The organism is Enterobacter sp. P82, assembly GCF_037053385.1.
In the GTDB taxonomy this organism is placed as follows: Bacteria; Pseudomonadota; Gammaproteobacteria; order Enterobacterales; family Enterobacteriaceae; genus Enterobacter.
The window spans coordinates 588724-601088 of record NZ_JBALHX010000001.1; the positions used below are offsets into that span (position 1 = coordinate 588724).

A 12365-nucleotide genomic window follows, 5' to 3' on the forward strand; every position below is an offset into this window, starting at 1 on the left:
AGGGCTTTTGCTTTTATAAGGCGTCACTGCGAATCAACACCCGGCAGCAGGCATTTAGTGAGAGCAGAGATGTTAATCCCTGGCGATAACATTGCTTCAGAATACTGGAAGGCGCCTCGCAATCCAGCAAGTAACCTGATGAAACTCTGGATTTAGGCTGTTTTTTGCCTGCATCAGAACGTAAAGTGCCTGCGTTGCGGCAACATCCGCAACCGGGCGTGAGAACCTGAAAATACAAGGCGATGCATTGTTGTGCCATACCGGGTACAGAGTAACCCTCTGTCCGGTTGTCTCCTTTATTTATTGGTTCTCATCTCAGAGGTAACTTTCATATGACTATTCTCTCCACACTTTCTAATCCCCCGTTCAACGCTAATTTCATTCAGCAGCTCATCGCGTTACCCCTTCCGACAACTGCCGATCTCTTTGAGGTGGTTGATCTCTGTGCCGCCTTCGCCAGCGTCCTGGTTGAAACGGATAACGTCAGCGAGCGTGATGCCTTATGCGGGCGTTTGCTGCATGCCCTGACTGCGTTGGAACGGCTTTGTGATGACGATTTACCGCAGCATTTGATTGAACAGCTCATTGCCGGTGACGCCGAACCGTCCTGTATGCCGGATAGCTGGCAGGACACGGCGACGCCGGTGAAGTACGCGCAGGCTCTGGCGCAGGCGATACAGGGGAATACCCTGTCGCAGAGTGTGAATAATGCGTTGACGGGATTGCTGCACGATATGGTGTATCTGCTGGCGGACTTCGTGAAGGAGCCTTACCTGGAGCCTTAAAAAACATGCCGGGTGGCGGCTTTGCCTGACCCGGCCTACGGAACCTGTGGGCCCGTGCAAGCGCAGCGACGCCGGGCAATGCTAAAGGTACGCTCAAGGCATAAAAAAGCCCTCCGGGGAGGAGGGCAAACCGCGCGTGAAACACGCGCGTAATAACATTGAGGTGTAAAACAGATTAACGCAGCAGGGACAGGACGTTCTGCGGAACCTGGTTCGCCTGGGCCAGTACGGAGACACCTGCCTGCTGCAGGATGTTCGCGCGGCTCATGGCGGACACTTCAACGGAGAAGTCAGCGTCCTGGATACGGGAGCGCGCTTCGGTGGTGTTGATGATGTTGGTGTTCAGGTTCGCAATGATAGAGCTGAAGCGGTTCTGAACGGCACCCAGGTCAGCACGGAAATCAGCAACCTGAGTAAGGGCGCCGTCAAGACGGTCCAGCAGGTCTTCAGACGCGAGGCGGCTGGATTCTTTGGCGATGAATTCTGCTTCAGCAGGGCGGGCATCTGCATCTGTGAGCACAGTACCTGTATTATCCATTGTGAATGACTTAACATCGCCGTCTTTATTAATTGCGTAGAATTTTTCAGTACCCGTTGCGCTGTCTGTGACTGAGAACATGCGCATTTTAGAATCTGCAACGTCTCCACCGAATAAAGAGTTAGAAATACCATCCAGCATAGCTGCATCAAGCACAACGTCATCAGGACCTACCTTGAAGATATCTCCCGCTTTAAGGCGTTTGGTATCGGTCAGAGTATTCGGGCCATTCACCAGCATATCGGTGTCCTCAGCGCTCAGTTCAACCAGAGCATCTTGCGGAACAGTATCTAATTTAGTTTTATCTGTTGCACCTGTCTGGAACGTTACCCCGTTATCGAGGTCGAGTTTGAACATCTTACCTGAAGTAGCATCACGTACGAATACTTCATCCTCGAGAGTATAGATCTCAGCAGATGCAACAGTGCCACCGATCTTAGTATCCAGTGCAGTCTTAAGCGTAGTGATGTCGTCAGCATGTACCTGCCATTCGTCTTCACCTGGTGGAGTAAAGCCTGTATCATTACCGACAGCAAGTTTTGCTGCTTTCCCTTCATACTGGCTGCCCAGCGTACCCGCACCATTAACAGTAATACCAATCCCCGCGAAGTCATCCAGGAACTCATCCAGACCCAGCGTTTCCATGTCCAGCTTGTTCAGTTTGATATCGATGGTATCGGCGTCTTTATCACCAATCTGGATGGTGATGCTGTCTTTAGAACCGTCGAACACTTTCACACCGTTGAAGTTGGTCACTTCTGCCACACGGCCGATTTCTTCCAGACGAGTACCGATTTCTTTCTTGATGGAGTCCAGGTCGCTCTGTGAGTTGGTGCCGTTTTTCGCCTGTACGGTCAGCTCGCGGATACGCTGCATGTTTTCGGTCACTTCTTCCAGCGCGCCTTCGGTGGTCTGCGCCAGGGAGATACCGTCGTTGGCGTTACGCGCTGCCTGGGTCATACCGCGAATGGAAGAGGTGAAGCGGTTAGAGATGGCCAGACCTGCTGCATCGTCTTTTGCGCTGTTGATACGCATACCGGAAGAGAGACGCTGAATTGCAGTACCCAGTTGACCCTGGGATTTGTTCAGGTTGTTCTGAGCCATCAGGCTCAGTGCGTTGGTATTAATGACCTGTGCCATTTTTATATCCTTTTAAGTGATAACGATAGTATGAGATATGCGTTCGTTGCTGCGCATACTTCATTCATCGGGGGAATAAAAAATGGGATAAATTATTTTTTCGTTTTTTTTGTTAAGGAAAGAAATGGCGTCAGGTTTGGTGGTAATTCATTAAATGGCCTTGTTCAATTGCGTAATAAACGCGTAACTCTGTATTTCATGTCGGTTAGCCGTGTTGTTATTGCCAGAGAAAAATTAAACTTGTTGCTTTAATCCCCGATAGAAAGAGTGACGTATTATCTCTCTATCACAGGAACAATTATTATGGTTGGCGCAACAAATTTTTTAGGTATAGGTTCCGGGCTGCCGTTTGATGAATGGCTGGCAAATGAACGCAAAGGTATTACCCAAAAGTTGAACCCGTATCTGCAAAAACAGAGCACCTATAAAGGACAGATTTCTGGCTGGGGCTCGATTTCCAGTGCATTAAGCACGCTGAAAGATAATCTCGGCAAGCTTGATGAGGAAGGGTTTAACGGTGTCAGCGTCAGTGACAATAAAACCTTTAAAGCGACGGCCGGAAGTGGGGCTATTCCTAATAGCTATTCCATTGCGGTTACACAGCTGGCGAAGGCGCATCAGGTTGCAGTGAAGAATGACTCTCGCGAAGGACTTATTGGTAAATCCGCGGCGACGGTGACAATTGCCCTGAATGAGGGAGATAAGCCAATGGTCCTGAATCTCGCTGACGACCAAACGTCACTTGACCAGATAGCCAAACAAATCAATGCCCAGAAGGGGGATGTTGTTGCTGAAGTGATGACGATCAAGGAGGGTGAGCACAAGCTGGTGCTGACATCCAAAAAAACCGGTGAAGCCGGTAAAATGGATATCAAGGTGACAGGAAACTCTGACCTCGAGAAAATGTTTACAGATGCCGCAGCAGACCCTGAAACTGAACCTAAAAATGCGGAAATTCGACTTAATGGTACTCTTTACTCCCGTAGTTCTAACACGATCAACGATCTGATCCCTGGCGTCACGCTTGAATTGCGTGAAGTATCTGACAGCACTCCTGGCGATGATCCGACCGATCCACCGATATTTAAAGAAGAATCCCTCACCATCACCGAAGATACCTCAAAGGTCAAAACGCTGATTGAGGAGTTCGTCAAGAACTACAACAGCTACCTCAGTACCACGGCCAGCCTCACCAAATACACCGCGCCGGACCGCAACAGCAATTCTGATACTCTCCCACAGCCGGACCCGAGCAACGGTGCGCTGTTCAGCGACGGTTCCCTGCGTCGTCTTACCAGCCAGCTCAAGGCCGCCGTCGGCGGGACCTATCCCGATGCGGGGGACGTTATCCAGACGCTGGGCAGTATCGGTATTACCGTGAAGTTTGACGGCAAAATCGGCGACGAGCGTGGCGGGATTCTGGGCGAACTCTCCATTGATTCCAAAAAGCTGGATGCCGCGCTGAAGGATAACCCGAAGGAGGTTGAAGCACTGTTCCTCGGCAAAGGAGAGGGACAGGGCATAAAAGACCGTATGGAGGGGATCTTCGATACCTACCTCGGTGATAAGGACGCGATCAAAAAGGAAGACGGTGTGATAGAAACCACGCTGGAGTCACTGCGGGAGCAGGAGAAACGTGTCGGAAAACAGATCACCGCCATGGAACGCCGTATCGAAGAGACCATGCTGCGTCGGGAGAAAGAGTATCAGCGTCTCGATAAAGCCATGAGCGATATGACGAGCATGAGTAACCGGTTACAGCAGTCACTGCTGGAATTATCCAGAAGCCTTTAAACGCATTATCTTTAATCTACAGATGACCGGGTGGCAACCCCGCCCGGCAGGATTTAACGATGTACACCAAAACAGGTAACAGCGCCTACTCTGATATCTCGCTGGAGAGCCAGATTACGGGTGCGACACCACACCAGCTTATCGTCCTGCTTTACGACGGGGCGATTAACGCCATGAAGCGCGCAGAGATTTACTTCCAGTCCGGCAATATCGCCCGTCGGGGCGAGATGCTCTCGCGAGCGATTAACATCATAGACAACGGCCTGCGCGCCGGGCTTAACCACGAAAAAGGCGGACAGATCGCAACCGAGCTGGAGAGCCTCTACGAGTACATTTCCCGCACGCTGCTGGAGGCGAACCTGAACAAATCAGGCGAAAAGCTGCCGCATCTGATCGCGCTGATGACCGAGATGTCCGAAACCTGGCAGGCCATTGCCCCACAGCAGAAGCAGGTGAAGCATGGATAACAGCATTATGGAACTCCTTGAACAGATGCTGATAAGCAACGCGACGCTGCTGCAGCAGGCCGATAACGGCGAGTGGACGGCGTTTATTGATGAATCCGAGGCGTACGCGATGGGGATGCGCACGCTGTGTGAAGTGGATTTAACCCAACTGGGACAGGAGACAAAAGCGCAGGTGAGCGCGCTGCTCGCCCAACTGCTGGATCAGGATGCGTTACTGACGCGGGCGATTCAGGCGCGGTTGTCTACCATCAGCAGCGAACTCTCCACGCTGCGCAAATCTAACGCCTCCGCGAAAGCGTATACCGCTGTCTAATCTCTCTCCCACACCACTTAATGCGCGCACGTACGGCCCCTCTCCCTTGAGGGAGAGGGGCTCCAGTCATTTTAATCAGAAGCAATAACGTAGCTTTCAGAATGACTGAAGGTTTTCAGCGATGCCCTGGTCCGGCTGTAAATCGCTGAGGCGTTTCCTGCAGGCCGGGGCGAGGCGCAGGGATGCGCCGAGAGGGCGGGCTTTACAGGGACGTTACCTCCGCCCGTACCCGATAAGCCGGAAGGAATAAGCTGAAGGCACCGCGAAGCGGCGATTTACCGCCGGGAGCCCGGGTCGCCAGGGTGGTGGCGACTGAGCCACCCTGGCACGTTCACGGGTCATGTCGTTACAGAGTAGCAAGAAACATAAAGTGAACGGAATGACCACCGCAGCCGTATGTTCCCCTCACTCTAACCCTCTCCCAAAAGGGGAGAGGGGGATCTTCCAACAGACAAAAAAAGGCCCGCCAGAGGCGGGCAAAAGAGGACAACGCAGACAGGTTCGGTCAGATACTGATGTTGTATTTGCGACCAGAAGGGACGTGGCTGGATTCACCTGCCGGACCATACAGCGAGCCGGCGTGGCCCACCTGTTCGATCGCTTTCTGGATATGCTGATTTTTCTTCATATGGCTCTGCAGGAGAGATTCCACCTGCTGATTCAGCGCCTTAGAGTGACGCACTTTTTCCGTCACCTGCTGCCAGCTGGCGAACAGCTTACCCTGGCCCGGGTAGGGGGCTTCCGCCCGGCACTGCTGCTCCTGCTGGCGACGCATATCGTCGTAATACTGAATGGTTGAGAGGAGCTGGCTCTTATTGTCGGCCAGCACCTGCAGCGAAACCGGGTTGATTTGCGCGCGGTTGAGCTGATTAACCTCTTCAATCATGATCGCCTCCAGTTCATCCAGAGACGTTTTCATCTGCGTGAGAATAGGGTAAAGCTTGTCCATAACGGTCCTGCTAACGGTTAAAACGGAAACATTTCCTGCACCAGAGCCTGAGCGATCTTCTCAGGATCAATGCGCAGCGTACCTGCCGCCAGTTCAGCGCGGATCGCCTCTACGCGTGCGTAGTCAATATCGCGGCTGTCGTCGGTTTGAATTTTATGCGTCAGCGAGCTGAGCGTGACGTCGGTTTTGTCGCTTTTTACCACGTGGGTGGAAACGTCCTGCTCCTGGGCCTGCGTGCGGTGACGCAGTTCCTGAGTCGGCGCGATTTTCGCAATCGGGGCGGCGTGCTGGCTGCTGGTAATGCTCATAAGTTGTCCTCGAAATAAAATGTGTGTGACCTATACCCCTTTCATCGGAGATTCACAAAAAAGCTAAAATTTATTGTTGTGAAAAAATCATCACCTGGCCGTCCGGGCCGACTTTTCCGCTGACGGTGCGCCCGCCAGAGGTTTTGACGTTGAGCGTGTCATTCACAGCGGCGTTGTTCAGCGCCTTGCCCTGGCTGCGAATACGAAAGCCCTCTCCGGTGGTGACCAGGTCTACCGTCTGCCCTGTACGCAGCCGCCACTGCTGGCGCAGCTGATTTTCCAGCAGCGGTTTACCGGCGTTGATCGCACGGGTCAGGCGCTGGCCGATAATCTCGTCGGCGTTAAAGATCAGGCCGCCGGGCTGGTCGTCGAGGCTGCCGGTGACCGGTTCGATATCGCTGCGCTGGACGATAGCCCCGCCCGGCAGGCTCTGGCTGGCCACCCACCAGGTGCCTTGGGCGCTGATGCGTACCGGCAGAAAATGCCGCCGGGCACCGCATTGGGCAAGCACCGTGCGTTTGCCCGTCAGACGGCTGTCGCGGCCCACCAGGCTCAGTTCCGGGTTATCGCAGACAGCGGACAGCTGCGCAGGCGTGGCGAGCAACGTTGCTGTGCGCACGATATCTTTGCCGTTCTCGGGCTGTTTGATCAGTGCATCCAGCTTCAGCAGCAGGCGCTGCTTTGCCGTTTGCTCAGACGGAACGCTGGCTGCAGCTGACGCCGTGCAAAGCAGAGCAGCAAGCGCCGCACCGGCGAGTAGGGACTTCATCTTAGTGCCTTAATACGAATAAATGTGGCTAAATTATATACGTGAGGACGATGCTTTTATTGTTTTAAATAATGACACTTTTGTCGGCTTTTAAATTCATCGATGTTTTAATTTTTTGCGGTTTATTTTTATTCCCCTAAATAGGCTTATTTGTGTCGGGTCTTCACGGTGTGATATTTCCCCCACGCTGACTACACTATCGCAGTTTTCATTTTGCGAGGCCGGAGCCTTATTGTCATGAATAAACTCGATGATGCCTTTCGCTTTCAGCAACAGGCGTTAGGTTTGCTTTCACGCCGTCAGGAAATACTGGCTTCGAATATTGCGAATGCCGATACGCCAGGCTACAAGGCGCGAGATATAGATTTTACGCAACAGTTAAAAAGCGCCATGGAAAATAACACCATGGCCAAATCTCCCGTATCACTGTCATTAACGTCAAACCGGCATATCGAAGGTAAAGCGAAGCCATTTGACGACAGTCAGTTGCTCTATCGCATTCCGGATCAACCGAGTGCTGACGGAAATACCGTGGATATGGATCGTGAGCGCGTCAATTTTGCGGATAACGCCGTGAAATACCAGTCAGGACTGACTTTCCTGGGCGCGGATATTAAGAAAATGATGACAGTGTTAAGCCAGGGGTAATAAACCATGTCGCTTTTCAGCGTATTTGATATTTCGGGGTCGGCGATGGCGGCCCAGTCCCAGCGCCTGAACGTCAGCGCCAGCAATATGGCCAACGCCGACAGCGTGGCGGGACCGGACGGTCAGCCCTATCGCGCCCGTCAGGTGGTGTTCAGCGTGAACGACGCGGTCGGTCAGGATATCGGCGGCGTGCAGGTCAGCGAGGTGGTGGAGAGCAGCGCCCCGGACCGCCTGGTCTATGAGCCGGGCAACCCGCTCGCCGACGAGCAGGGCTACGTGCGCATGCCCAACGTTAACGTGATGAACGAGATGGTCAACACCATCTCTGCCTCCCGCAGCTATCAGGCCAACGTGGAAGTGATGAACTCCGCTAAAAGCCTGATGCTGAAAACCTTAACCCTGGGCCAGTAAGGAGGCGATATGGCGGTTTCTTCAGTCAATAACAACAGCGGCAACGGCGGCACTGGAACGGGCAACAGCGCGGCCGATCTGTCGAATCAATTTATGACGCTGCTGGTGGCGCAGATGAAAAACCAGGACCCCACCAACCCGATGGACAACAACCAGCTCACCTCGCAGCTGGCGCAGTTCAATATGGCCGCGGGTGTGGAGAAGCTTAACACCTCCGTGGCGGGGGTGCAGGCGTTGATGGTTCAGCTTGGCAGTATGAGCGCCTCCGCCTGGGTGGGGCGCAGCGTGCTGATCGAAGGCGAACCGAAGGTCTCCTTTGGTGAGAGTGACGGAAATGGTATTCATCAGGTTGGTGCGAACCCGGGCGGCTCAGATGATTTCCAGTTCGCGCTGGCAGGTGATGCCGAGACGGTGACTGTCACGCTAGAGGACAGTGAAGGCAATGCTTACACCGCTGAGCTGAAAAACGTCAAGTCAGGCATGAACACTTACAACCTCGACGATCTGGAGAACTTCAAGCCGGAGCCGGGCCCTCCGAGAGACAGGGAATATACCCTTTCCCTTACGGCCAGCAATCCGGAAGGGGAGAAACCAGACGTCACTACCCTGGTTCAGGAGCAGGTTCAGGGCGTCACCATCACCTCAGACGGCCCGATTCTGCATCTGCTTAATCACGATCCGATTGCCATGAACCAGGTTTATGTCATTCAAAAATAACCATTACTTACTTTCTGGAATCTAAAAAATGGGTTTTTCACAAGGTCTTAGCGGTCTGAGCGCCGCAGCAAAAGCGCTGGATGTGGTGGGTAACAACATCGCCAACTCCCAGACGATCGGTTTTAAAGCGGGCTCAGCCTCCTTCTCCGATATTTTCGCCGGTTCAATGGGGATGGGGGTACAGGTAGCGGGTGTGAGTCAGAACTTTGGTCAGGGTGGTCCGGCGATGGGGAGTTCTGCCCTGGATATGATGATCAATGGCCGGGGTTTTTTCCGCATGGTGGATGATGCAGGCAGCGTTTTCTACGGGCGTAACGGCGAGTTCATAGAGAATGAGAACGGCTTTATCATCAACAAAACGAACAACACGTTTTTAACTGGCTACCAGGCCACTAACGGGGTGATTAACCCAGGCGCGCAGGTTGGGCCGATCCGCATTCCGAAAGATGATATGCCACCTGCTGCATCAGAGAAGGGCTCGTTGGGAGGGACGTTAGACTCTGGGGCTGAACTCATAACAAAAACGTTCGATCCGGACGACAAAGACACCTATAACCACATGAGCCAGTTTACTGCCACCGACAGTCTGGGGAATAAGCACGATATCCAGGTCTATTTTGCCCGTACAGGGGATGGGGAATGGAAAGCGTATGCGATAGATTCTACCGCACCCGTAGTCGGCATACCTACGCCATTGGCTATAGAATTTGACCCAAATGGTAATATGAAAACTGATCCTGCGGTTCTGAATATTAAAGGTGAAAAATATAATGGTGCCAATGCCCTGAACCTGAACATAGACCTGGGAAAAATAACTCAGGTCGCGAAAGAGCCTCAGATCAAGCTTGAGGAGATCGACGGACAGGCTCCGGGAACATTCAACAACTTTCAGGTGAGTGATACCGGTGAGGTTATCGCTATCTACAGTAACGGCAAACGCCAGACTGTGGCTCAGGTCGTGCTGGCGGACTTTGCCAATGTGGGCGGACTGGCGCAGCAGGGTAACAACCTGTGGGCAGAGACCGTGCAGTCGGGTCAGCCGTTCCTTGGTACCTCGGGCACCGGCAGCTTCGGAAATATGACGGGCGGCATGCTGGAGTCCTCCAACGTTAACCTGGGCGACGAGATGGTCAACATGATCGTCTACCAGCGCAACTATCAGTCCAACTCGCAAACCATTAAAACCCAGTCTGAAGTTCTGCAGACGCTGGTTAACCTGCGTTAAGGCTGAGTGATGGATCGCGCTATCTATACCGCCATGAGTGCCGCGAATGCGGCGCTCAACCGCCAGGCGGTCACCTCTAATAATCTGGCGAACAGCTCCACGGCAGGCTTTCGCGCCCAGCTGGCGGCCTTCCGTTCGGTACCTATCGAAGGGGACAGTCTGCGCACCCGTGCGCTGGTGGCGGAGTCTACCCCGTTTCATGACACCACCATGGGGCCGATCACCCATACCGGGCGCAGCCTGGACGTGGCGCTGCCGCAGAACAGCTGGCTGGCTGTTGCCACCGAGGATGGCAGCGAAGGGTACACCCGTAACGGCGCCATTGAAGTCGATCAGGACGGGGCGCTGAGCGTCAACGGCCGTCCGCTGATGGGCGACGGCGGGCCGCTGGAAGTGCCGCCACAATCTCATATCACCATTGGCAGCGACGGTACCGTTTCAGCGCTGGGCATGGGCGATGACCCCACTGCGCTGGTGCCGGTCGGGCGTATCAAGCTGGTTAACGCAGAGATGAACAGCATGGTACACGGCGACGACGGGCTGTTCCGCACTGCGGCAGGTCAGACGCTGGAGCAGGACGAAACCCTGCGCCTGACGCCGGAAGCCATCGAGGGCAGCAACGTTAGCCCGGTGCAGATGATGACCCAGATGATCGCCAACTCTCGCGGCTTCGACATGAACATGAAGGTGATCCGCACCGCCGACGAAAACGCCCAGAAGGCCAACCAGCTACTCAGCGTGAGCTAATCGCGCGCAAGGAGTTACAACATGATTCGTTCTTTATGGATCGCAAAAACCGGGCTGGAAGCACAGCAGCTCAATATGGACGTTATCTCCAACAACCTGGCGAACGTCAATACCAACGGCTTTAAGCGTCAGCGCGCCGTGTTTCAGGATCTGCTGTACCAGAACATGCGCCAGCCTGGCGCGCAGGCCACGGAGCAGAATAACCTGCCGTCGGGTCTGCAGCTCGGTACCGGCGTACGTCCTGTCTCCACTCAGCGCATCCACACTCAGGGGGGGATGAACTCCAGTGGTGATGAGTATGACGTTGCCATTGAAGGCGAGGGCTTTTTCCAGGTGCAGATGCCGGATGGCAGCACCGCCTATACCCGGGACGGTCACTTCGGGAAAAACCAGGATGGCCAGCTGACCAATGCCGAAGGGTATCCGATCCAGCCAGGCATCGTTATCCCACAGGACGCCACCAAGCTGACCATCGGCAGCGACGGCATTGTCAGCGTGAAGGTGCCGGGCCAGGCGGAAGAGCAGCAGATTGGCCAGTTGACGTTGACGACCTTCGTCAACAACGCGGGGCTGGAAAGCATCGGCGGCAACCTCTACAAGGAGACGCAATCCTCCGGCGCCCCCAACGAGCTGAACCCCGGCATGGAGAGCGCGGGCACGCTGAAGCAGGGCTACGTGGAGATCTCCAACGTTAACGTGGCGGAAGAGCTGGTGACCATGATTCAGGTGCAGCGCGCCTACGAAATCAACAGTAAGGCGGTCTCGGCATCCGATCAGATGCTGCAGCGCCTCTCCCAGCTGTAATGTCCTTCTCTGGCCGCTCGCGCGGCCAGACATTTTATCGACACTGAAATGAATAAACTCTCAATGCACATCCCGGCAGCGGCGCTGCTGGCAGGCACGCTGCTGCTGAGCGGCTGCGCGCACATTCTGCAAAAACCTCTCGTCGAGGGGCCTACGACGGCAACACCATTACCGATGGCACCGGCAGCGACCGGCGGCTCACTGTTTCAGGCAGGGCAGGGAATGAACTACGGCTATCAGCCGATGTTCGAAGATCGCCGCCCGCGTAACGTGGGCGATACGCTGACGATCCTGCTGCAGGAGAACGTGAGCGCCAGTAAAAGTTCCTCCGCCAGTGCCAACCGTAATGGATCGGCCGGAATGGAGTTGCTGGCCGTCCCGACGGCAGCCGGGAGCTGGCTCGGCGACGGAAAAGCGGATTTTAAAGCCGAAGGCAAAAATGATTTTTCCGGCAAGGGCGGCGCAGCGGCGCGCAATACCTTTACCGGAACGATCACCGTGACCGTCAATGAGCTTTTGCCAAATGGCAACCTGCGTGTGGTGGGGGAAAAGCAGATCGCCATCAACCAGGGGACGGAGTTCATCCGCTTTTCTGGTGTGGTGAATCCACGCTTTATCAGCGGTAGCAACACCGTGCCGTCCACCCAGGTGGCTGATGCCCGCATCGAATACGTCGGCAACGGCTACATCAACGAAGCGCAGAACATGGGCTGGCTGCAGCGCCTGTTCCTGAATCTTTCTCCTTTCTGA

Annotated in this window: 15 protein-coding genes; 11 read left to right on the top strand and 4 right to left on the bottom strand. The window is 54.4% G+C overall.

The window, feature by feature from the left end; translation table 11 throughout:
• Positions 1-332: 332 nt before the first annotated feature.
• Complete coding sequence (locus tag WB237_RS02660) at positions 333-785, top strand: hypothetical protein (protein ID WP_336210037.1); 453 nt, start codon at positions 333-335, stop codon at positions 783-785.
• A gap of 175 nt (positions 786-960) precedes the next feature.
• On the opposite strand, the gene WB237_RS02665 is transcribed toward WB237_RS02660, so the two are convergent.
• Entirely contained in the window at positions 961-2463 is a 1503-nt protein-coding gene (locus WB237_RS02665) for a flagellin N-terminal helical domain-containing protein (protein ID WP_336210039.1), read from the bottom strand.
• 303 nt (positions 2464-2766) lie between these two features.
• Here WB237_RS02665 and fliD point away from each other — a divergent pair, with 303 nt between their 5' ends.
• Genes fliD through WB237_RS02680 form a run of 3 tightly spaced genes read left to right on the top strand, consistent with a single transcriptional unit; the run spans position 2767 to position 5037 of the window.
• Positions 2767-4257, top strand: coding sequence for a flagellar filament capping protein FliD (gene fliD / locus WB237_RS02670; RefSeq protein ID WP_336210042.1), 1491 nt, complete (start codon positions 2767-2769; stop codon positions 4255-4257).
• Between the two features lie 59 nt (positions 4258-4316).
• On the top strand, positions 4317-4724 hold the full coding sequence (gene fliS / locus WB237_RS02675) for a flagellar export chaperone FliS (RefSeq protein WP_126800826.1): 408 nt from the start codon (positions 4317-4319) through the stop codon (positions 4722-4724).
• Positions 4717-5037 carry a flagellar protein FliT gene (locus tag WB237_RS02680; RefSeq protein WP_049022404.1) on the top strand — a complete coding sequence of 107 codons (321 nt, stop codon included), beginning with the start codon at positions 4717-4719 and terminating at the stop codon, positions 5035-5037. The genes fliS and WB237_RS02680 overlap by 8 nt, the downstream gene beginning before the upstream one ends.
• Before the next feature lie 505 nt (positions 5038-5542).
• Here WB237_RS02680 and WB237_RS02685 read toward each other — a convergent pair.
• The 3 genes from WB237_RS02685 to flgA form a co-directional block, all read right to left on the bottom strand.
• Positions 5543-5986 carry a flagella synthesis protein FlgN gene (locus tag WB237_RS02685; protein ID WP_248062383.1) on the bottom strand — a complete coding sequence of 148 codons (444 nt, stop codon included), beginning with the start codon at positions 5984-5986 and terminating at the stop codon, positions 5543-5545.
• 17 nt (positions 5987-6003) lie between these two features.
• Complete coding sequence (gene flgM, locus WB237_RS02690) at positions 6004-6294, bottom strand: flagellar biosynthesis anti-sigma factor FlgM (protein WP_336210047.1); 291 nt, start codon at positions 6292-6294, stop codon at positions 6004-6006.
• Positions 6295-6364: 70 nt separating this feature from the next.
• Positions 6365-7063: a flagellar basal body P-ring formation chaperone FlgA gene (flgA, locus tag WB237_RS02695; RefSeq protein WP_336210049.1), complete on the bottom strand. Its 699-nt coding sequence runs from the start codon at positions 7061-7063 to the stop codon at positions 6365-6367.
• A gap of 237 nt (positions 7064-7300) precedes the next feature.
• On the opposite strand from flgA, the gene flgB reads away from it, so the two are divergent.
• From flgB to WB237_RS02730, 7 genes are all read left to right on the top strand, one after another.
• The gene (gene flgB, locus WB237_RS02700; protein WP_336210051.1) at positions 7301-7711 is read left to right on the top strand and encodes a flagellar basal body rod protein FlgB; all 411 of its coding nucleotides are present in this window, start codon (positions 7301-7303) and stop codon (positions 7709-7711) included.
• A gap of 6 nt (positions 7712-7717) precedes the next feature.
• Positions 7718-8122, top strand: a complete 405-nt coding sequence (gene flgC, locus WB237_RS02705) for a flagellar basal body rod protein FlgC (RefSeq protein ID WP_336210054.1) — start codon at positions 7718-7720, stop codon at positions 8120-8122.
• A 9-nt stretch (positions 8123-8131) separates the two neighbouring features.
• Positions 8132-8839, top strand: coding sequence for a flagellar hook assembly protein FlgD (locus WB237_RS02710; protein WP_336210056.1), 708 nt, complete (start codon positions 8132-8134; stop codon positions 8837-8839).
• 28 nt (positions 8840-8867) lie between these two features.
• Positions 8868-10064, top strand: a complete 1197-nt coding sequence (flgE, locus tag WB237_RS02715; RefSeq protein WP_336210059.1) for a flagellar hook protein FlgE — start codon at positions 8868-8870, stop codon at positions 10062-10064.
• A gap of 9 nt (positions 10065-10073) precedes the next feature.
• Positions 10074-10811 carry a flagellar basal body rod protein FlgF gene (locus WB237_RS02720; protein WP_336210062.1) on the top strand — a complete coding sequence of 246 codons (738 nt, stop codon included), beginning with the start codon at positions 10074-10076 and terminating at the stop codon, positions 10809-10811.
• Between the two features lie 21 nt (positions 10812-10832).
• Positions 10833-11615 (top strand): flagellar basal-body rod protein FlgG, encoded by a 783-nt coding sequence (gene flgG / locus WB237_RS02725; RefSeq protein WP_336210065.1) that lies wholly within the window; start codon positions 10833-10835, stop codon positions 11613-11615.
• Between the two features lie 63 nt (positions 11616-11678).
• Positions 11679-12365 (top strand): flagellar basal body L-ring protein FlgH, encoded by a 687-nt coding sequence (locus WB237_RS02730; protein WP_126800875.1) that lies wholly within the window; start codon positions 11679-11681, stop codon positions 12363-12365.

Coding starts and splice junctions, on each gene's coding strand:
- WB237_RS02660 (WP_336210037.1), top strand. CDS start 333: ATGACTATTCTCTCCACACTTTCTAATCCCCCGTTCAACGCTAATTTC.
- WB237_RS02665 (WP_336210039.1), bottom strand. CDS start 2,463: ATGGCACAGGTCATTAATACCAACGCACTGAGCCTGATGGCTCAGAAC.
- fliD (WP_336210042.1), top strand. CDS start 2,767: ATGGTTGGCGCAACAAATTTTTTAGGTATAGGTTCCGGGCTGCCGTTT.
- fliS (WP_126800826.1), top strand. CDS start 4,317: ATGTACACCAAAACAGGTAACAGCGCCTACTCTGATATCTCGCTGGAG.
- WB237_RS02680 (WP_049022404.1), top strand. CDS start 4,717: ATGGATAACAGCATTATGGAACTCCTTGAACAGATGCTGATAAGCAAC.
- WB237_RS02685 (WP_248062383.1), bottom strand. CDS start 5,986: ATGGACAAGCTTTACCCTATTCTCACGCAGATGAAAACGTCTCTGGAT.
- flgM (WP_336210047.1), bottom strand. CDS start 6,294: ATGAGCATTACCAGCAGCCAGCACGCCGCCCCGATTGCGAAAATCGCG.
- flgA (WP_336210049.1), bottom strand. CDS start 7,063: ATGAAGTCCCTACTCGCCGGTGCGGCGCTTGCTGCTCTGCTTTGCACG.
- flgB (WP_336210051.1), top strand. CDS start 7,301: ATGAATAAACTCGATGATGCCTTTCGCTTTCAGCAACAGGCGTTAGGT.
- flgC (WP_336210054.1), top strand. CDS start 7,718: ATGTCGCTTTTCAGCGTATTTGATATTTCGGGGTCGGCGATGGCGGCC.
- WB237_RS02710 (WP_336210056.1), top strand. CDS start 8,132: ATGGCGGTTTCTTCAGTCAATAACAACAGCGGCAACGGCGGCACTGGA.
- flgE (WP_336210059.1), top strand. CDS start 8,868: ATGGGTTTTTCACAAGGTCTTAGCGGTCTGAGCGCCGCAGCAAAAGCG.
- WB237_RS02720 (WP_336210062.1), top strand. CDS start 10,074: ATGGATCGCGCTATCTATACCGCCATGAGTGCCGCGAATGCGGCGCTC.
- flgG (WP_336210065.1), top strand. CDS start 10,833: ATGATTCGTTCTTTATGGATCGCAAAAACCGGGCTGGAAGCACAGCAG.
- WB237_RS02730 (WP_126800875.1), top strand. CDS start 11,679: ATGCACATCCCGGCAGCGGCGCTGCTGGCAGGCACGCTGCTGCTGAGC.